The organism is Blautia sp. An249 (genome assembly GCF_002159835.1).
Classification (GTDB): Bacteria; Bacillota; Clostridia; order Lachnospirales; family Lachnospiraceae; genus Blautia_A; species Blautia_A avistercoris.
Map to the genome: position 1 here is coordinate 84,867 of NZ_NFJL01000012.1, position 18,007 is coordinate 102,873.

At 44.0% G+C, this 18,007-nt stretch carries 18 protein-coding genes; 7 read left to right on the forward strand and 11 right to left on the reverse strand.

Annotated elements, in window-relative coordinates; all coding sequences use genetic code 11:
• Positions 1 to 12: 12 nt before the first annotated feature.
• From B5F53_RS12335 to B5F53_RS12350, 4 genes are read right to left on the reverse strand one after another with little or no spacing between them, the layout of a single operon-like run.
• The gene (locus B5F53_RS12335; protein WP_087223853.1) at positions 13 to 1,008 is read right to left on the reverse strand and encodes a substrate-binding domain-containing protein; all 996 of its coding nucleotides are present in this window, start codon (positions 1,006 to 1,008) and stop codon (positions 13 to 15) included.
• Positions 1,009 to 1,018: 10 nt separating this feature from the next.
• Positions 1,019 to 1,822, reverse strand: coding sequence for a sugar phosphate isomerase/epimerase family protein (locus B5F53_RS12340; RefSeq protein WP_087223855.1), 804 nt, complete (start codon positions 1,820 to 1,822; stop codon positions 1,019 to 1,021).
• A gap of 20 nt (positions 1,823 to 1,842) precedes the next feature.
• Positions 1,843 to 2,652: an alpha/beta fold hydrolase gene (locus tag B5F53_RS12345; RefSeq protein ID WP_162610605.1), complete on the reverse strand. Its 810-nt coding sequence runs from the start codon at positions 2,650 to 2,652 to the stop codon at positions 1,843 to 1,845.
• The gene (locus B5F53_RS12350; protein ID WP_087223859.1) at positions 2,645 to 3,754 is read right to left on the reverse strand and encodes a Gfo/Idh/MocA family protein; all 1,110 of its coding nucleotides are present in this window, start codon (positions 3,752 to 3,754) and stop codon (positions 2,645 to 2,647) included. Before B5F53_RS12350 ends, B5F53_RS12345 begins: the two co-directional genes overlap by 8 nt.
• Positions 3,755 to 4,025: 271 nt before the next feature.
• On the opposite strand from B5F53_RS12350, the gene B5F53_RS12355 reads away from it, so the two are divergent.
• The 7 genes from B5F53_RS12355 (at position 4,026) to B5F53_RS20855 (ending at position 9,231) form a co-directional block, all read left to right on the forward strand.
• Positions 4,026 to 4,505, forward strand: a complete 480-nt coding sequence (locus B5F53_RS12355; protein ID WP_087223861.1) for a helix-turn-helix domain-containing protein — start codon at positions 4,026 to 4,028, stop codon at positions 4,503 to 4,505.
• Positions 4,505 to 5,266 carry an ABC transporter ATP-binding protein gene (locus B5F53_RS12360; protein ID WP_087223863.1) on the forward strand — a complete coding sequence of 254 codons (762 nt, stop codon included), beginning with the start codon at positions 4,505 to 4,507 and terminating at the stop codon, positions 5,264 to 5,266. Before B5F53_RS12355 ends, B5F53_RS12360 begins: the two co-directional genes overlap by 1 nt.
• The gene (locus B5F53_RS12365; RefSeq protein WP_242970309.1) at positions 5,247 to 5,888 is read left to right on the forward strand and encodes an ABC-2 transporter permease; all 642 of its coding nucleotides are present in this window, start codon (positions 5,247 to 5,249) and stop codon (positions 5,886 to 5,888) included. Before B5F53_RS12360 ends, B5F53_RS12365 begins: the two co-directional genes overlap by 20 nt.
• A 111-nt stretch (positions 5,889 to 5,999) precedes the next feature.
• On the forward strand, positions 6,000 to 6,437 hold the full coding sequence (locus tag B5F53_RS12370) for a MarR family winged helix-turn-helix transcriptional regulator (protein ID WP_162610606.1): 438 nt from the start codon (positions 6,000 to 6,002) through the stop codon (positions 6,435 to 6,437).
• A gap of 24 nt (positions 6,438 to 6,461) precedes the next feature.
• Positions 6,462 to 7,580, forward strand: coding sequence for an aldo/keto reductase (locus B5F53_RS12375; RefSeq protein ID WP_087223867.1), 1,119 nt, complete (start codon positions 6,462 to 6,464; stop codon positions 7,578 to 7,580).
• Between the two features lie 98 nt (positions 7,581 to 7,678).
• Positions 7,679 to 8,686, forward strand: coding sequence for a C45 family autoproteolytic acyltransferase/hydolase (locus B5F53_RS12380; RefSeq protein ID WP_087223869.1), 1,008 nt, complete (start codon positions 7,679 to 7,681; stop codon positions 8,684 to 8,686).
• 188 nt (positions 8,687 to 8,874) lie between these two features.
• Complete coding sequence (locus B5F53_RS20855) at positions 8,875 to 9,231, forward strand: GNAT family N-acetyltransferase (RefSeq protein ID WP_275532206.1); 357 nt, start codon at positions 8,875 to 8,877, stop codon at positions 9,229 to 9,231.
• Between the two features lie 129 nt (positions 9,232 to 9,360).
• Here B5F53_RS20855 and B5F53_RS12390 read toward each other — a convergent pair whose 3' ends face one another.
• From B5F53_RS12390 to B5F53_RS12420, 7 genes are read right to left on the reverse strand one after another with little or no spacing between them, the layout of a single operon-like run.
• Positions 9,361 to 10,002 (reverse strand): HAD family hydrolase, encoded by a 642-nt coding sequence (locus B5F53_RS12390; RefSeq protein WP_087223871.1) that lies wholly within the window; start codon positions 10,000 to 10,002, stop codon positions 9,361 to 9,363.
• Entirely contained in the window at positions 9,995 to 11,599 is a 1,605-nt protein-coding gene (locus tag B5F53_RS12395; RefSeq protein ID WP_087223873.1) for an aldolase catalytic domain-containing protein, read from the reverse strand. The genes B5F53_RS12390 and B5F53_RS12395 overlap by 8 nt, the downstream gene beginning before the upstream one ends.
• Complete coding sequence (gene kdsB / locus B5F53_RS12400; RefSeq protein ID WP_087223874.1) at positions 11,596 to 12,339, reverse strand: 3-deoxy-manno-octulosonate cytidylyltransferase; 744 nt, start codon at positions 12,337 to 12,339, stop codon at positions 11,596 to 11,598. The genes B5F53_RS12395 and kdsB overlap by 4 nt, the downstream gene beginning before the upstream one ends.
• Before the next feature lie 14 nt (positions 12,340 to 12,353).
• On the reverse strand, positions 12,354 to 14,093 hold the full coding sequence (locus B5F53_RS12405; RefSeq protein ID WP_087223876.1) for a glycosyltransferase family 2 protein: 1,740 nt from the start codon (positions 14,091 to 14,093) through the stop codon (positions 12,354 to 12,356).
• Positions 14,083 to 15,171, reverse strand: a complete 1,089-nt coding sequence (locus B5F53_RS12410; protein WP_087223878.1) for a polysialyltransferase family glycosyltransferase — start codon at positions 15,169 to 15,171, stop codon at positions 14,083 to 14,085. Before B5F53_RS12410 ends, B5F53_RS12405 begins: the two co-directional genes overlap by 11 nt.
• Positions 15,168 to 16,151 carry a polysialyltransferase family glycosyltransferase gene (locus B5F53_RS12415; protein WP_087223880.1) on the reverse strand — a complete coding sequence of 328 codons (984 nt, stop codon included), beginning with the start codon at positions 16,149 to 16,151 and terminating at the stop codon, positions 15,168 to 15,170. Before B5F53_RS12415 ends, B5F53_RS12410 begins: the two co-directional genes overlap by 4 nt.
• Positions 16,132 to 17,997 carry an HAD family hydrolase gene (locus B5F53_RS12420; protein ID WP_140398248.1) on the reverse strand — a complete coding sequence of 622 codons (1,866 nt, stop codon included), beginning with the start codon at positions 17,995 to 17,997 and terminating at the stop codon, positions 16,132 to 16,134. Before B5F53_RS12420 ends, B5F53_RS12415 begins: the two co-directional genes overlap by 20 nt.
• Between the last annotated feature and the right edge of the window lie 10 nt (positions 17,998 to 18,007).

The following is an 18,007-nucleotide window of genomic DNA, read 5'->3' on the forward strand; positions in this document are numbered from 1 at the left end:
ACTCCTTATCTTCTATTTTTCTTCGTAATAGTCATCCACGTTCTCTTTCGTTATTGTCACAAAGGGAACCAGGATTTCCTTATCGTATTCTTCGCCTTCAGCCATTTTCCGAATGACATCTACTGACTGTTCCACCTGTGCTTTTCCGTCCTGTAAAATTGTGCCTTTCAGAGAGCCTTCTTTTATCATTGCCATGGCCGTCTGGCTGCCGTCTACGCCTATACAAATAATATCATCTCTTCCTGCATTATTGCAAACCTGTTGTGCCGCGCTTGACATATCATCATTGTCGCAGATAATCGCCTTTAATTCTTTTCCGTATTTATTCAGCATGTCAGTAGCCACATTGGCCGCCTTGTCTGCCGCCCATTCACAGGGAAACTCACCAATACATTCAAATTCCGGATGTTCTCCCATTACGTTTTCAATTCCTTCTCCTCTGGCAATCTGTGCCGAATTCCCCACAACTCCCAGACAATGGGCATATTTTCCGCCTTCCGGTACCTGTTCGATTACATACTGTGCCAGTTTCTCGCCGGCTTCTACATCATCAGAACCACTGTAAGAAGCTGCCACTTCATCTGTACTGTCTGTTTTTGCATTTAACATCAGTACTTTTATTCCCGCATCTGCCATACTGGTAAGCGCCGGATCCGAAGCGGTTGTCTCTGCCGGAAGCATAATCACAATATCACACTGTTTAGAAATACACTCCGATGCCCTGTCTACCTGCTTTCCCGCATCGCTTTCCGCATCCAGAATCCCAGTCCATTCGTCCACAATTCCTTCTTCCATCAGTGCTTCCACCCCTTCTTCTACTGCACTGTTTAAAACTACCTGGAAAGGATCCACCAGATTTTTTGCCAGACAGCCCACTACTACTTTCCCGTCACCGTTAATGTCTGCTCCGTTTTTCGCTTCCTTGCTTTCCTCTTTTTGTGTTCCGCATCCTGCAAGTGCTGCCGCCATCACCATACATAACGCTGCTGCCATCCATTTTTTCCTCATATCGTACCTCCTACAGTTTTTGTATATATCGTCCGTTTTCCAGTGTCACTAAATCCGGATTTTTTCTGGCTTCTTCTGATTCCTCTTCCACCATGATCCATCCTTTATAAGATTTTTCTTCCAGCATCTTTACAATCCCCGGAAAATCAATTTTCCCTTCTCCCATAGATTTCCAGGAACCATCCGCCCCCATATCCTTAAAATGAACGTGTTTCACTTTTTCATAATACGTACTGATAACTTCTTTCGGATCCATTCCTCCATGGGCAATATGTCCGGCATCCGGGGCGTATCCCAGACAGCTTCCGGCAATACCGTCAAACAGATATTCATAATCCTCTCTGGTGCGGAATATGGATCCATACGAAGAATTGGGATGATAAACGGTGGTTACTCCTTCTGCCTCTGCCCTTTTTGCCACTTCTGTGATGCAGCGAATCTGATGATCCTGGCGCTGCCTCAGGTCCTTCCGATCACGTCCCGGTAAATGACACAGAACCAGAATACTCCCTTTCATTCCCTTTACAAATTCAATGGCGGTATCCGCTATCTGCCGTTCTTCTTCCGTTTCTTCCTCTTCCCTCCACAAAAGTGGAAGCGCCAGTGCTGCAAACTGTAGTTTTTCTTTTTTCAGCACATGGTTTAGTTTTTCTCTGTCAGGAAAATATTTATTTCCCAGCATACAAACTTCTGCCTCTATTCCCTGAAATCCGGCCCGCTTCATAACCGATGCAATCTGTGGTATCTTCCCTGCATACTTTTCAAAAGACATTTGCCAGCTATACGTCTGACAGCCATATGAAATTTTATCCATGTCCTCTCCTTGTCTGTCTCTTATGATTTCTTCTGTTCTCTCAGAAATTCCATTGTCACTTTGTTAAACTGCTCCAGCTCCTCCCAGTGATGTACGTGGCCTCCTTCTCTGCATAAATACAGTTTGGAATTTTTAATCCCTTTATGCAGCTTCTCTGTCAGGGAAGGGGAAACAAATAAATCCGCATCCCCTGCCGTAATTAATGTGGGAGCATTAATTTTATGCAGCTCACCGGTCAGGTTGTGATTCCTGCAGGCCCGGCACTGTGCACGGTATGCATAAGGGCTCATTTTTATGGGATCTTCTTCGTCCTGTTTTTGCGCCGCTTCTATTTCTTTTTTATGTTCATTATGATATTTTCTGGAATAAATCATATAATTACATAGTTCGGCAAAGGCTGTCCCTTCCATTTTCCCTACGTTATCACTTAAAATTTTCAATCCCTGTTTAAAATATATATCTGCCTCAGAGAAAGTACTGGTTAAAATTAATGACTTTACTCTCTGGGGCCACTTTACCGCTAATACCTGTGCAATTGCCCCGCCCATGGAAATACCGTGAATATGAGCGCTGGCAATCCCAAGGGCATCCATGGTTTCTATGGTATCTTCTGCCATCATCTCCGTCGTATACTCTTCCATTCTGGGAGCCTCTGACCGTCCGCTTCCCCGGTTATCCATACTGATACACCAGAATTCTTTCTCATAGACTTCTCTGTGGGGCTCCCACTTTCTTGCATAAGCCCCAAGTCCCATCAACAAGATCAGCGGTTCTCCCCTTCCCGATTCCTCCACATGAAGGCAGATTTTTCCTGTTTTCTGATCAGTCATATTCTTCTCTCGGCTCCTTTCCATCATACAGTATCCTTGGTTTCGTTCCTATATCAGGAAATTCTTTTTTCATACGAGTCAGCACAGGTTCATAATCCAGCTTAGCAATTGGAAAGTCTACTCTCACATGGTTCAGTGCGCTCAAACACATTCCTTCTAAAATTTCATAGCCGTGATAACTGATTTCCACATTGCAGGAATGTATTTTCTTATCATCATCCAGCCAGTCGGCAAATTCTGTATAATACGGTGTCTGTATTTGTTTTTCCTGGTGATGATACCAACCCGGTTCTTTGCCTGTCAGCAGTTCTCCCTGTGTCTGAGAGGTAAATGCCCCCCAGTATCCGTCTGTCTCTGCCCACACATATCCCCTGGTACCATATACTGTAATTCGGTTGTCAATATCTGCATATTCTTCCGGATGGTGAGATTCGCTTAAATATCCACATTCCAGATAGACTCTCACTCCATTTTCCAGAAGCATTTCTCCTTCCAGAAAATCAGGAGAAGGATGGGAATCCCCCAGCTCGGCTCTTCCATGGGCGTGTCCAATCACCCATTTTGCTCTTTGCCCTCCAGCTGCCCATAAGGCATAATCTACATAGTGGGTACCAAGCTGCGCCATCCATGGCTGTGTTTCCACATGTATTTTTTTAATTTCTCCAATCTCGCCTGCAACTATTCTTCGTTTCATTTCCTGCATCTGTTTTAAATACTTCTGCTGGTGGCAGACCACTGCTTTCATATGATTTTCTTCACAGATTTTCTTAATCTCACAGGCTTCTGCCAGAGACTGGGCCATCGGCTTTTCCATGGAAACAGCTTGTACCTGATATTTCGCCGCCAGCTTTACCATCTCCAGCCTTACATCCGGATGGGTTACAAATATAAGTACTTCCGGCTTACATTCCCTCAGCATAGTCTCTGCATCTTCATAGACAGGTACTGATAATTTGTATTTTTCTTTTAGTATATTTGTCTTTTTTATATCCAAATCACAAAGCCCTGCCACCTGGTATCTGTCCTTATTTTCCAAAACCCCCTTTAAATGCGTACTTCCACGCACTCCAGCTCCAACCAAAACGGTTCTCCATCGTTTCATGAAATACCTCCTTACTTTTCCTCCTTTATTTTGTAACTTCATTATTGCACTTGTACTTTTAATTGTCAATTATTTTCTTAAATTTGTAATTTTATTCTATATAATTTGTATTTTATTTGTATTATTTTCTGTCCGTTTTATTGTTAAATAATATACAATTATTTTTAGATAAAAATGAAGATGCAACCAACTATAACAATTTTTGCTTGTCCTGGTTGGTGGAATTTCCGAAAAACCAAGAGTAAAATGAGTAGTAGGAGGTGTGAAATATATGAAAATGCAGAAAAGTAATATCGCCCGTAATTTGTCTACACTGCGGCAGCTTAATAAATTTTCCCAGGAAGAGGCTGCAGAACGAATCGGTGTTTCCCGGCAGGCTGTTGCCAAATGGGAAACCGGCCAATCAGTCCCCGACATTCTGAATTGTGACGCGCTGGCGAAACTGTATGATGTGGAACTCGACGATCTCATCCATTACGACCAGGAGAAGACCGGCAAAAGTATACCACCCAAGGGGAAACACATATTCGGAACTGTTCACGTAGGGGAACGCGGTCAGATTGTACTTCCTAAACAGGCCAGAGATGTATTCAAAATTAAGCCCGGCGATATGTTAGTTGTTTTAGGGGATGAAGATCCGGAACATCCGGGAATTGCACTAATGAAAGAAGACTTTTTTCTGAATATTGCCCGGCTGTTCAAAACTGCTTTAAATATAGCAGATACACCCGACGGAAAGGAGAAAGAATAATGGAAACTGTATTGTGCGTCCAGAATATCAATAAGCACTATCCCGGATTTGATCTGGAAAATGTCAGCTTTTCTCTTGCACCTAACCGCATTATGGGGTTGATTGGTAAAAATGGGGCAGGGAAAAGTACTACCTTAAAATCTATCCTCAACATGGTGTCGCCGGAAAATGGGAGCGTCACCATGTTCCAGAAGAATTTCTATCAGCATGAAAAAGAGTGTAAGCAGCGAATAGGTGTTGTGTTTGGCGGGATTGACTTTTATCCGCTGAAGAAACTCTCTGCGATTACGGCTGTTACCCGGAATTTTTACACGAACTGGGATCAGGCCCGGTATCAAAAATATATCCGGCATTTTGCTTTGGATGAAAGCAAAAAGTTCAAAGAGCTTTCAAATGGAATGAAAGTAAAATACCTGCTTGCACTGGCATTGTCCCATCACGCCGAATTACTGATTCTGGATGAACCAACTTCCGGTTTAGACCCAGTATCCCGTGAGGAGCTGCTTCATATTTTCCGGCAGACTGTGAAAAACGAAGAATGTTCTATTCTGTTTTCTACACATATTACTTCTGATTTGGACAGATGTACCGATGATATTACCTACATTCAGAATGGGAGGGTATTGCTAAGCGCAGATAAAGATACATTTTTACGTTCCTTTGCGCATTTAAAAACCTCAGATGATACGAATCCCCTCACGTTGGAAGAAATTATGCTGCGTACAGAAAGGAGTGAATGGGATGATGACTTTACTGTATAAGGAAATAAGGCTTGCAGCCCATCCGAGTTCGATTGTTTTTGCCTTTTTAGGCTGTCTTGTTCTGGTGCCCTCCTACCCTTACAGTGTAATTTTTATGTTTGGCTGTTTTGCGCCCTGCATCACTTTTTTAAATGCGCGGGAAACAAATGATGTCTGGTATACAGCCGTTTTACCAGTGACAAAACAGGAAAGCGTTCTGGGAAAATGCCTGCTTGTTGTTATCTTTCAGCTATTTCAACTGCTTTTCTCTATTCCCTTTGCACTTATGCGAAATGTCCTGCAGATACCAAATAACCCCGTAGGTTTAGACGCGACCGTTGCCTGGTATGGTTTTGGGTTTATCTTATATGCGGTATTTGATTTGGTATTCCTCACGGTATTTTATAAAGACGGTTACAAGGTCGGAAAATCATCTATCCTTGCAGCAATTCCTATGGTTTTTCTTATGGTAATGATAGAAGCCACGGTCCACATTCCGGCACTTGTCTGGATGGACAGCTTCCAGCCAAAGGATCTGCTCATGCAGCTGCCCATTTTAATAGCCGGAATTGTCTGCTATGGCGTACTTGTTCCATTCGTATATCGGATTTCCGCAAAACGCTTTAAGAAGGTTGATTTGTAAAAGCAATGGTGGTCTGTACGGCTTGTAGTAAAAATGCCAACGTCAAGAATAGGCAAAGGGATTGCTTTTATATTTTCTTTCTGTTACAATAGTCTAAAAGGGGACTATATAATGAAAGAATTAAACAGACCGAAAAACTTAAAGCGCTTCTATCTTGCATGGCAGAGATTAAACCACGTCTATGAGGAGTATGCAAAGGAACACGATTTGACCTACATTTCCATGTTTGTCTTACAGTTGATTGACGGCGGGACGACGCAAAAGGAACTATGCGACACGCTGTATTTTCCAAAACAGACAGTCAACAAAGTAATCCTCTCTTTTGAAAGGAAAGGATATGTAACATTAGTGGAAAATCCTGACGATAGACGCGCCCGTTCTATTATATTGACGGAAAAGGGGCGCATATTTCAAAAGCAAGTCATCTCCCATATTGAAAAGGCAGAGTTAGAAACCTTTGCGTCTTTGACAGAACGGGAGCAGCAGATTATGACAGACCTTTGGGACAAATATACTGCTGCTTGTATATCCAAAATCAAAGGGCTTTAAGCATTTCAGAATGGAGGAAAGCACATGAAAAAACTGGGTTTTGGGCTTATGCGCCTGCCGCTTATAAACGATGATTTTTCACAGCCGAATAAGAAACAGTTGTGTGATATGATTGACTTCTTTCTCGAAAAAGGATTCCAATATTTTGATACGGCATGGTTTTATCATAATGGGGAATCGGAAGCTGCCGTGAAAGAGTGTCTTGTGGAGCGTTATCCTCGTTCTGCTTTTCTGCTTGCCGATAAAATGCCCCTTATCCTTATCCATAAGGAAAGCGAGTTAGAAGAATATTTCACCACACAACTTAAGCGGTGTGGTGTGGATTATTTCGATTACTATTTAATCCATGACATGGGCGGCAATCGTCGCAAAGCGGCAGAAGAAACCCATATCTTTGAGTTTCTTTCCGAAAAGAAAAGAGCCGGACTCGTAAAGCATATCGGATTTTCATTTCACGATACCGCCGATGTGCTGGACGAGATTCTGACCGAACACCCTGAAGTTGATTTTGTCCAAATACAACTAAATTATCTCGACTGGGAAAACGACACAATCCAATCCCGTAAATGCTATGAAACCGCAAAAAAACATGGGACGCCCGTTATTGTTATGGAGCCGGTAAAGGGTGGGACGCTTGCCAATGTCCCACAGGAAGCAGAAAATCTGTTTTGCTCCTATCATCCCGATCTGTCTGTCGCTTCATGGGCAATCCGCTTTGCGGCAAGCCATGAGAATGTGATGTTGGTTTTAAGTGGCATGAGCAATTTGGAGCAGGTCAAAGATAACTCGTCCTATATGGAAAACTTCACTCCGTTTACAGAGGATGAATATACACTGGTTCAGAAAGCGACAGACATCATCAATGGCAGTATTGCCATACCTTGTACGAACTGCGCTTACTGCATCAATAAATGTCCGAAAAATATAGCCATTCCAAAATATTTTGCTCTTTATAATGCGGATATGCGAGAATTGGAAACAAAGACATGGACGGCACAGACCATGCTTTACAGCCACTTTTCAGAACAGTTTGGAAAAGCGGGCGACTGTATTGAGTGCGGACAATGTGAAAAAATGTGTCCGCAGCATCTTCCTATCCGAGAATGGCTAAAGAAAGTTTCCGCCAGATTTGAAAGATCTTGAGTTCTGCTAGTTGGCTATTGACATAAATTTTTTATTCAGTTACCCTTATAAACAGAGTTGCCGGCAGCTCTCTGATTTTACTAAAGGAGAGTGTTCTTATGTATCATGGAAGATTTCATGGGAACCACTACGAAATCGGTTTTCGATGGGGTTCCCGGCTGGCAAAACACGCAAATTATATTTTGAACAATATTCCATTTCATATTACCGAGGAACGGCTTCGCTTTGCCCAATACTGCCTTCCCATCTATCAGGAATTCTTTCCGGAGATTCTTGATGAAATACAGGGAATTGCAGACGGACAGTCCTGTGACGTAAAGCTTCTGCAGGGACTGCTATTCAGCATCTACGCCATACCCCCTTCCTGTCAGTGTTCCTGCTTTGCAGTATCCAATGAAAATACCATCCTGCTTGGCCGTAACAGTGATTTCCTGACTGCCATTGAAAAAAACAACCTGAATGTAATCTACCATTTTTCCACTGATTCTTTTTCATTTACCGGAAATACAACTGCCTTTGTCCAAATGGAGGATGGCGTCAATGAAAAGGGACTGGCTGTTGGATTAACTTCCGTATATCCCCCTTCCATTCGTCCCGGGATAAACGCCGGACTTCTGCTCCGCTTCTTTTTGGAAAAATGCAGCAGCGTGGAGGAAGTAATTTTCCATCTGGACAGACTTCCAGTCAGCTCTGCACAAACATTCACAGTGGCAGATTCCTTTGGAAATCTGGTCGTTCTTGAAAGTTACTGCGGCCAAACAGTCAAAATATCTCCCTCCGGAGAAAGACCTTATGTCTGTGCCACCAACCGTTTTCACTCTTCTGCGCTTTCTGCGATGAACAGCGAAAAAATCGACGACTGGCAGGCGGAACCACGCTACCAGACCCTGACACGTTTTCTGGAAGCCCACGCAAAGGAAATGGGGTTAGAAGAAGCTAAAAGATTGCTGCGCGGAGAATACGGATTTCTTTGCCAGTATGACAGAACTACCGGTAAAGATACCGTCTGGTCCGTCTTATATGATCTAAAGCAGAACCGTATTTACCGTACAGAAAAAAATCCCGCTCGAACCCCTTTCAAACCCGATACCCGGTTTCCTTTTTAACAGAAGATGATGATGATCTCACAGGGAAGGTGTGGTAAGATAAAGACATCCAAATAGAATGTATACGAAATTGACCATACCCTCTCTTTATCGACCGTGTGTGCTCTTGTAAAGAGAGGGTAGAAACGGCGAATACAGTTAGAAAGGTAATTGAAATGTAACTATACTGTACGTAAGGGGTTGGATGGCTGTTCATTCAAGCTGAATGGAAGAAAGGATATGCCACAGAAATTACAAAGTCTTTGTTGAAGTATTGTTTTAAGATTCTTAAGGTTCATCGTGTGTGCGCCCTCTGCCATCCGAAAAATATCGGTTCGTGGAAAGTACTGGAAAAGTGCGGACTGAGACGAGAAGTTCATTATATTAAAAAAGTAAAATACTTAAGTAATTCCGGTATTCATTGGGAAGACGAACTGGAATACGCCATTTTGAAAGAAGAACATGAACTTCTATTGCGTAACACAGCCATTGAAAACTGGATAACCGCCGTCCCAAAGCCACAAACCATAGGCACAAAATCAATCAACTTTCTTATTCAAGCATAAGAAGTGCAGACCAAACCGCGCTGCACTCCTTATGCTTTTTTCCTTTCTCACTTTATTTGTTACTTTCTTTCTATTATACATTTTATACTCAAAAAGTCTTTATTCAATTTTGCTTTCTTCGTTTATTTTTTACAATTTTAGCACCTTTTCTATAGCATCCACAGTATCTGCTCTTATCTTCACTTCTTCCGGCAGGTTCCCTTTCTGAAATCCGAATCCATAAGTAACCGCCAGAAAATCCACTTCTGCCATCCCGGCGCCCTGTGCGTCAGACAGACTGTCTCCGATAAGAACCGTCTCCTTTCTGGACGCTCCTGCAAGACGTCTTCCTTCCTCGATCAGATCCGCCTTGGTTTTGGTATCCTTTTCATCCATACCGCAGACTGCATCAAAGAAAGACAGCAGCCGGAAAGTATCCAACATCTCTACTGCAAAGTCGGTTCGCTTTAATGTGGCTGTTCCCAGAAAGCAGCCGGCTTTTTTCAGTTTCTTCAGCAGAGTCTCAATCCCCGGATAGGGAAATGCCTCATACTTTCCCTGCCTTGCATAATATTCCCGGTAATCTTTTGTCAGTTCTGCAATCTCATCTTCCGAAAACTTTCCCAACCGTTCCAGTGCCTGGGGAACGGTCAGACCGATGGCCTTTTGTACAAATCCTTCCCCGGGAAATGAATGACCGCTTTTTTTTAATGCCCACTGGTAAGAATGATAAATCCCCTCATAGGAATTAACCAGAGTCCCGTCCATGTCAAATAAAATACACTTATACATGCTCTTTCTCCTGCTGATAAATCGAAGGAGTCAAAAAGGTAATCTCCATTTTTTCCGAGAGTTTCCGAATCTGCCTGCGGATTCTCTTCTGTTTTTCCTGAAGTTCTTCTTCGTTCAGAGGAAGACTCCATTTCCGATTATAATAATTTCCATCATACCGATAATAGAATCCGTCGAAACCTGCCAGGCAGACTTTCTTAATCCCGCAGCGCAGCAAAAGTGACAGAAGCATCAGACCTGCGTTGTCGGAAATCATCTCATCCCCGTTGGTATAATGATCGTAATCCACATAAAGGCCGTACTCCCTCCCCGCCGGCAGATTGGAGGTGAGAATGACCTGAAGTTCTCCCATATACCGGAGTTCTTTTTCTATAATATCCATTCGCTTATGATTGCTTACAAAACAGGCATGGATGGGAAATCCGGGCTCCACAAAGTTTACAGAAATGACACAGGGGTTATTTTCTTTTATATAGGCTCTGATTTTTTCCTCTTCTGCAGAAAGGCTTTTTCCGGGAGCTAAAAGCAGAATCTCCTTTCCCTCCAGCAGATTTCTGATTTTCTCCACGGCCCTGCTGTCGTCGATTTTCCTGCTCTGAAACTGATGATAAAGTTCCCGGATTCGTTTATGACTATAGATCCCTCTGTCTTTTTTCGGAATGGAACGGATGATCTTTTCAATGTCTTTCATGGTCAGTGTCTGTTTGTTGATTAGATAGGAGGCGTAATTCGGATGGCAGACATGGCTGGCCGCTATATGATAAGGCATCGTATAGCCCCACTCATACTCCTTGCGTATAACGGAAATATATTCGTCATAAATCTCCATAACCATCGCCGCATCGTAGCGGGATGCAATGTTTTTATTAATGTATTGGGTAATTAATTCTGTGGGCAGATTTCCGGCTCCTCTTCCCATTCCATAGACGGAGGAATCCAGGATCAGGGTTCTTTTTGTCTGGATTTTTCCCAGTACCTGGGCGTTGGAAAATGCAAGCTGCAGATTATTATGGCCGTGAAATCCCAGCCGGATTTCCGGGCTCATATTTTCATCAATTAAATAATAGCGGTGGGAGACATCATTGCGGTACATACTTCCCAGAGTGTCTACAATATAGAAGGCAAAGGGATGTAGTTCATTCATCTTCTCCACCAGTTTCAGAAGTTCTATATCACTGTAAAATACAGTCCCCACCGGCTGCATAAACACTTTATAACCCTTTTCCATCAGAATCCCGGCCCATTCCACAGCCAGCTCCACTTCTTCTTTGTGGAAAGTCAGCCGGATTCCGTCTATGCTTGTGCCGTCCCAGGGAGAAAGCATAGACGGATGCAGTTCCTTTTCTCCCATGGCGATCATGGCCACGAACATAGACGTTCTCTTTCTTTCCGGCAGAACTTTCCTAAGCTCTTCCACACCGGAGAAAAGAGAGCTCTCTTCATCTTCTGCCATTTTTGTCAGAAAACCGCACTCGATAATATCGATGCCAGCCGTCTCCAGCTTGTCTAAAACTGCCTGAATGGTCTTTCGGCCAAATTTCCAGTCATTGATATAACCCCCGTCCCTTAGGGTGCAGTCCAGTACCTGAATACTCATAAACGCAGTTCCCCCTTTTCCAGTTTTTTCTGAATTACGGCCCTGACATATTCCAGATCTTTGGGCGTATCCACAGACAGAGTCTGCGCCTGTACAGGAATCATTTTCAGTTTCCTTCCATGTTCGATAAAGCGCAGCTCATTAATGTCTTCTGTCTTCTCCAGCTCTCCTTTTTCCGTTTCTGCGAAAAATCGAAGAGCCTCCATGGAATAAGCCAGCACGCCCAGATGTTTGTAATAATCGAATTCCAGGCGGGCCTTGGGGTGGGGAATGGGACTTCTGGACATCATAAGGGCATACCCTTCCGGATCCGTCACCACCTTTATATTGGATTCATCTACCACTTCTGCAGGACGGGACATTGTGGTCATCAGATTCGCAGCAAAAAATCCCTCTCTTTTCCGTGGAATAACTGCCTCAACAATTCCCGGTTCTATAAGGGGTTCGTCCCCATTGACGCAGATATAGAGATCTGCGGGGATTTTCTGCGCCGCTTCATAAATTCTTTCCGTACCGGAAGCATGATCCGCTCTGGTCATCAGCACCGGAATCTGATACTGTCTGCAGGTCTCTTCCACTTCTTTGTGATCTGCAGCCACATAGATCTGCTTTATTTTTTCGGACTTTTTTATCTGATGGTATACCCACCAGATCATGGGCCGGTTACATATGTCTGCCAGAGGTTTTCCCCTGAACCGGCTGGAATTATAACGGGCCGGAATAATCACTGCCGTATCCATATCTTGCGCCTCCTTTATTTTTTCAGCAATTTTCCCACTGCTCTTACTGGTTTCGTCAGTTTCCAGCAGGTAGAATTTTCATAGGAATTTACCACCTTCTCAATCTCTTCCTGGGCTTCCCGGCTGGTTGCCGTTCCCAAAAAGGAAGGCTGCAAAGCCGCGGGCCGTTTGAGAAGACCCGGATTTTTCTTTCTCTGTTCTGCTTTATACAGGTTCCAGTTATTTAACAGTCGATCCGACCACATCTGTAATACCTGGCTGCTGATTACTTCATAGCCCTCCGGAACTTCAGCCACCATCCTTTTACAGCAGTTCTCTCCATCCTGCATGTCATAGGACAATATATTAGGCATGTAGATCTGTACTTCCTTTCCCAGAAACTGAGTTCTTCCATTTACCTTTAACTGAAAATGCACGATTAAGAAATCCCGAAGCCGTTCTTTCAGAGGCAGAAACGCCCGGTTATACACCGTATCTTTTTCATAAGAATCCAGCAGACCCTGAATGATATAATGCCCTTTCAGAGCTCCGAAGCACCCGGTGGTAAGTTCTTCCTGATTCTCAAATCCGAAAAAGATCCGGTTCAGCCGAAGCTTTTTCAGATTCAGAGAGGCCTGCATCCAGGGCTCCAGTATAATCCCGCCCTGTTCAAAAAGGGCTTTCAGTCCATAATACTCCCGGACATATTCCGTCTTTCCCTGCTCCATGGCCTCCCGGATCATGGGCGGAAGCTCCTCTTTCCTGTAATCTTCCTCCCGGATCTGCAGCACTTTTGCCTGTGGGAAATTCTTTTTCAGAGTATGGAAATATTCTTCCGGAATCTCTTCCTGAAAGGAAACACACAGAAACTGTTCCGGTATTACTTCTTCCTCTGTAAACTTCAGGATTTCTTTTACCTTTTCGTCTTTTTTCAGATAAGAATTCAACAGAAAATCTTTTTTATATTCTTTCAGAAGTTCAATGAAATCTGCCCGAAACAGAGGGCGTGACTGCATCATATTCCAGTATAACTGTCTGGCCGTACAGTAAATAACTTCCTCCCGGTAAGCAGGTTCACTCTCATTGATAAAATCACGGAAGGCCTGAATAATATCTGTCATTTCTCCCGTATACGTAGTGGAAAGGGTATTGGCCCGCCGGTAATAATGATAAAAGGGACGGGGCACATATCCCACATTGGGATATCTGGTCATCAGGGCAGGAATCAGGGAAATGTCCTCAAAGAGCATCTTTTTATATCTCCGATTCTTCCAGATTTCTCTACGAAACAGCTTATTCACACTGTATGTGATGTTATTTCCTCTGACGATATAATCTGCCATCTCCACCCGCTCTTTATGGTAGGAAGAGACTGCCGTCTCCCGATTTTCCTCTACGTATATAATTTTCACATCACACATTACAATATCAAAGTCTTCTTCCACGGCTTTCTGATACATGGTTTCGTACATTTGCGGCTCTACCGTATCATCCGAATCCAGAAAGGCAAGATATTCTCCGGAAGCTCTCTTTATTCCTGTGTTCCTTGCCATCCCCAGACCTTCATTCTCTTTGTGAATCACCTGTATCCGCTCCGGATAGCGGGCAGCATAGGCGTCGCAGATTTCCCCGGATCCGTCCTGGCTTCCATCGTCCACCAGTACAATTTCTGTCTCCTGTAACGTCTGGGCCAGAACGCTGTCCACGGCCCTCTCTAAATAATCTTCCACCTGATATACCGGGATAATCACCGATACTTTCCATTTACTGTCCATAGCTTCCTCCTAGATACTCAAGAATGCTTTTCAGCTCATAAATCGTTTGGGGCACATAGTAATTTCTTCCGGCAAACTGTCTGCGAAATTTCTCCAGATATTCTTTTAGAAGCTCGTCTTCTTTCCACAGAACCCTGCCTTCAAACAGCGGGTACAGCATTACTGTGGGAATATCCATTCCAAATAGCAGCCGGCCCGTAAGGGCCGCATTGGAACATACGGTAAGCAGCACCAGTTTCTCCGGTTCTTCATTGAGTAAATACAATTCCCAGGGCGCCTCTTTTTCTCCATGGGGAGCGATTCCCCTGCGGTAAGGAAGGATCTGGGTATTTCTGGGATGAGGTTTTACCCGAAAAGGTTTCCCTCTGGTCAGTTCCCGGCAGCTTCTGATTAAATCCAGCTCATTGCTTACAATTCCCTCGGCCCGAAAAGACTGTTCCAAAAACAAAAAACCCTCCATCTTATCCGGTTTTTTATAATCAAACACCTGATTTAAAATCTCTTTCAGTTCGGTATCCTCCCGGCTGATTTTAGGGAGGGCTTCGTTTGGTACTGTATCCTGGCGTACGGCAAGATGAGGTTCGTACAGCAGTACTTTCTTCAGCTTCTCTTTTATCTTTCGGCCTTCCTGGGTCCGGTTCACGCTGGCCCGGTCTTCTCTCAGATAGTCGATCACATAGGTGGAAAATCCGTCCTCAAAACAAATAAATTCACAGGAAGAAGCGTCATATTTACAGGCCAGCATCCTGGTAAAAGTATCAAAATTTGAAAAATAAACCTGGTCATATGAAGCCAGAGAATCACTTAAGATCCACCGGAAAATCTGTTCCCGGTTTCTAAATCCTTCCTTAATTTCCTCCTCTTTTCCCACCGCATATTTCCTGCTCAGCTCCTTTGTTTCCCCGTAAAGGATCCGATCAAATAAATGGAGTTTTTCCAGATTCCTCCCATAATCCTTTAAGGAGGGGATAATGTCAGTGAGCAGCAGATCCGCCCCGGCGCCTTTCAGAAAAGTTCTTTGAATCTGTATGGCTGTAATTAGCTGGTATACGGAATTTACAAGGATTAACCCTTTCACTGTGTTTCCTCCTCTCTTCCCAGTTTCCTGATAATGAAATGGTTCTCCAGATTCTCGCATCCTGTGGAATTTACAGAATACAAAGTTCTGGGCTTTTTCCAGAACACGTAGGGAAGCAGTTCCGAAGGAAAGGTTTCCTTTATGACCTCTGCTTCGGGAAAGATTCCGCTGTAATTCATCGAATCATCGGGATGTTTTTTAATAATCACTCTCACCTTTTTTGGCATCTGCTCTTTTACCCGGGTATAAAGCCGGTATTGTTCCTGCTCTGTCATATATCCCAGATTACTGAACTGCTGGGTCAGCAAAATGGCCTGCGCCTTTGTACGAATCCGCTTTTTCAAAAAGAAATGGATGAGCTTTTTCCGTTTCCCCACAGAACATTTCTCCAGAGCTTCCTCCACCGAAAAATTTTCATAAATGGGATCGGAAACATCTATGGTCTGAGCCTTCTTCAGGCAGATAATCCTTTCCACACAGGGGTTGGCTCCATTGAAAAGCCCGTACTTTCCGGCAATTTCTCCGTGAACGGGGAACTTCTTTTTCAGCCCTTCACCAAGTTCTTCCCAGCGGCTCAGCATCCCCGCCGCATCCTCAAAGAATATGAAGGGAATCTGATTCAGCAGCAGATAAAGTGAGAAATAGAAATGGGCTCCCGCCACATAGATTTTATCAAATTCTGTAATTTCGCAGGGAATATACTGTCCGTAGAATTTCACGGTATCTTTTAAAATCTCTTCTTCTTCCCGATGGTAGATATGAAGGTAAGGGAAAAGATACACCTGATCGAAGAAATGATCTGCCTTCAGTTTTCTGTACTGGGGGTACTTTTTCGTAATGAAATCCGGAAGAATAAGGACGGCTCTGTCCTCACTGTGGTACGTCATTTTATGCAGCAGAACTTCCAGAAGCTGGTAGGAGCTTACTGCGTGATACAATACTTTCCTGCCTGAGTTTTTTTCATCCCACATGTATGTCATCCATCAAATCCTCCAACTCTTCCATAAATCTGTGATTTTTCTCACTTTCCGCCAAAAGCATGGGGCCATAGGCATCCCTTCCGCTGACTGGAATTTCCATCCCCAGCCGCTGTTCCGTCTGAAGAAACAATTCTGCAAAATCCAGGATGCCTCTGTGGATGTCCCGGATTCGTTCTGCCTGTGCCGGAGGCTCTTTCAGCCGTATTTCATAAGTATTATCGTCTTTTAAATAAAACCCTCTCAGACTTCCCTGGGGCGCGCCTAAAAGAAGTTCCCAGTACAGATTGTGGCCTTTTTCCGGATGGTGAGACCTCCATAAATCCCGGTTTTCTCTCTGAGAATACAGATAGCTGGTGACTTTCCCCTGAAAGAAGAAAGGCTCATACCCGCTGGTCTCCGGGGAGCCTGCCCCAACGGCCCCTGCTAAAATTCCTGTCACCGGGCAGGAGAGTTTCCACATCTGGTTCACGGCATAATCCAGCATCAAAGCTCCGCTTCCGGCCCAGCCAATATCCACTGCCGCAGCCTTTTTGCTATCCTGCAGAAGCTCCTTATAATAAAGGCCGCCTGCCTTTTGCTGTCTGCTGTAGCAGGCCAGAACCTCACTCCAGGAATCTGTTAAATATTTTTTTACTTTTTCCACATTTCTATTCGTCAGTTCTTCCCCGGCCTCTAATTTCATAGTCCGGCACAGAGGGAACAAAAACTCCTTCAGATCCATCTGATTCAGTATCTGAGCGATCGTAAATTTCTGATTCTGCTTGTGGTAAAGGAATCTCTGGAAATATTCCTGCCGGAAGTAGGGAGCCGTTATTTTCAGAGCCGCCAGCCGGGACCAGAACGCATACCGGGTGTTCTTTATTTCTTCAGGGAACAAAAGCCGGTAGACTTTTAACAGTACATACCCGTCCCTGGAGAGAAAGAGCAGTCTGTCAATCTGATGTTCTTTTTTATAACAATGAATATACCGGCAGTACCCCACTGCAAACAGGCCGCCGTATAAAAAACCATACTCATACTCTCTGGAATATATTTTCAGTCCGTTGTAAATCCAGCTATTGGAGATTCCTCTGTAGATGCTCCCGGTTATCTCTGACATAGAAAATGTCCGGTATGGGTTTCCCTTCTGATTTACGTTTATCACCGGATATGCATCCATCCCGTGCTCTTTTGCCTGCCTGTAATCCGAATGAAACTGATCTCCTATATGAATATAGCCCCGGGATATTTTCATGGTTTTTCTGACTACTTCATAGAGGCCTCCCTGGCTTTTGGAGGTTTTGTAGTCGCAGGAGACGAAACATTGATAAAAGTTCCCGTAGCCGGCATGTTCCAGCAGTTTTTCTATCCTTTCCCGGCCTAAATACATATCCGATACCGCAAGGATTCTCTTTTTCTGTTTCTTTAATTCTCCAACCAAAGCAATCATATAGGGGTTGGCGTAACAGCAGTCGTATTCCGTCTCCCACTCTGCCTGCATCCCCGCCTCTTTGGGAATTCCTGTCTCCCTCTCCATCACTTCCCAGATCTCTTCAAAGGTGACCTCCCTTGTGTTCTCCTTATCATATTTTTCCTTTCTTGCCCTTTCTTCCGCCTGCATCCGAAGCTTCTTAAAATTGGGGTATCCCAGCTTTATTCCCACCAGGTAAAACAGATCTTCCGGTGCGGAAAACGGCCGAAACAGAAGGGTATCAAATACATCGAACGAAAGAATTTCATATTTCCCCAGTCTTTTGGCCAGTTCCCGGGGACTTTCCTTTGCTGCCCGTGAGGACTCGCTGCCCCGGGTATAGAGCAGTTTTCCTTCTTCCTTTATCTTTCGATACTTCTCGCGTATCCAAGGCATGCGATTTCCT

Bases quoted from the DNA above. Each gene is read 5' to 3' on its own strand.
- B5F53_RS12335 (WP_087223853.1), bottom strand. From the start codon at position 1,008: ATGAGGAAAAAATGGATGGCAGCAGCGTTATGTATGGTGATGGCGGCA.
- B5F53_RS12340 (WP_087223855.1), bottom strand. From the start codon at position 1,822: ATGGATAAAATTTCATATGGCTGTCAGACGTATAGCTGGCAAATGTCT.
- B5F53_RS12345 (WP_162610605.1), bottom strand. From the start codon at position 2,652: ATGACTGATCAGAAAACAGGAAAAATCTGCCTTCATGTGGAGGAATCG.
- B5F53_RS12350 (WP_087223859.1), bottom strand. From the start codon at position 3,754: ATGAAACGATGGAGAACCGTTTTGGTTGGAGCTGGAGTGCGTGGAAGT.
- B5F53_RS12355 (WP_087223861.1), top strand. From the start codon at position 4,026: ATGAAAATGCAGAAAAGTAATATCGCCCGTAATTTGTCTACACTGCGG.
- B5F53_RS12360 (WP_087223863.1), top strand. From the start codon at position 4,505: ATGGAAACTGTATTGTGCGTCCAGAATATCAATAAGCACTATCCCGGA.
- B5F53_RS12365 (WP_242970309.1), top strand. From the start codon at position 5,247: ATGATGACTTTACTGTATAAGGAAATAAGGCTTGCAGCCCATCCGAGT.
- B5F53_RS12370 (WP_162610606.1), top strand. From the start codon at position 6,000: ATGAAAGAATTAAACAGACCGAAAAACTTAAAGCGCTTCTATCTTGCA.
- B5F53_RS12375 (WP_087223867.1), top strand. From the start codon at position 6,462: ATGAAAAAACTGGGTTTTGGGCTTATGCGCCTGCCGCTTATAAACGAT.
- B5F53_RS12380 (WP_087223869.1), top strand. From the start codon at position 7,679: ATGTATCATGGAAGATTTCATGGGAACCACTACGAAATCGGTTTTCGA.
- B5F53_RS12390 (WP_087223871.1), bottom strand. From the start codon at position 10,002: ATGTATAAGTGTATTTTATTTGACATGGACGGGACTCTGGTTAATTCC.
- B5F53_RS12395 (WP_087223873.1), bottom strand. From the start codon at position 11,599: ATGAGTATTCAGGTACTGGACTGCACCCTAAGGGACGGGGGTTATATC.
- kdsB (WP_087223874.1), bottom strand. From the start codon at position 12,339: ATGGATACGGCAGTGATTATTCCGGCCCGTTATAATTCCAGCCGGTTC.
- B5F53_RS12405 (WP_087223876.1), bottom strand. From the start codon at position 14,093: ATGGACAGTAAATGGAAAGTATCGGTGATTATCCCGGTATATCAGGTG.
- B5F53_RS12415 (WP_087223880.1), bottom strand. From the start codon at position 16,151: ATGACATACATGTGGGATGAAAAAAACTCAGGCAGGAAAGTATTGTAT.
- B5F53_RS12420 (WP_140398248.1), bottom strand. From the start codon at position 17,997: ATGCCTTGGATACGCGAGAAGTATCGAAAGATAAAGGAAGAAGGAAAA.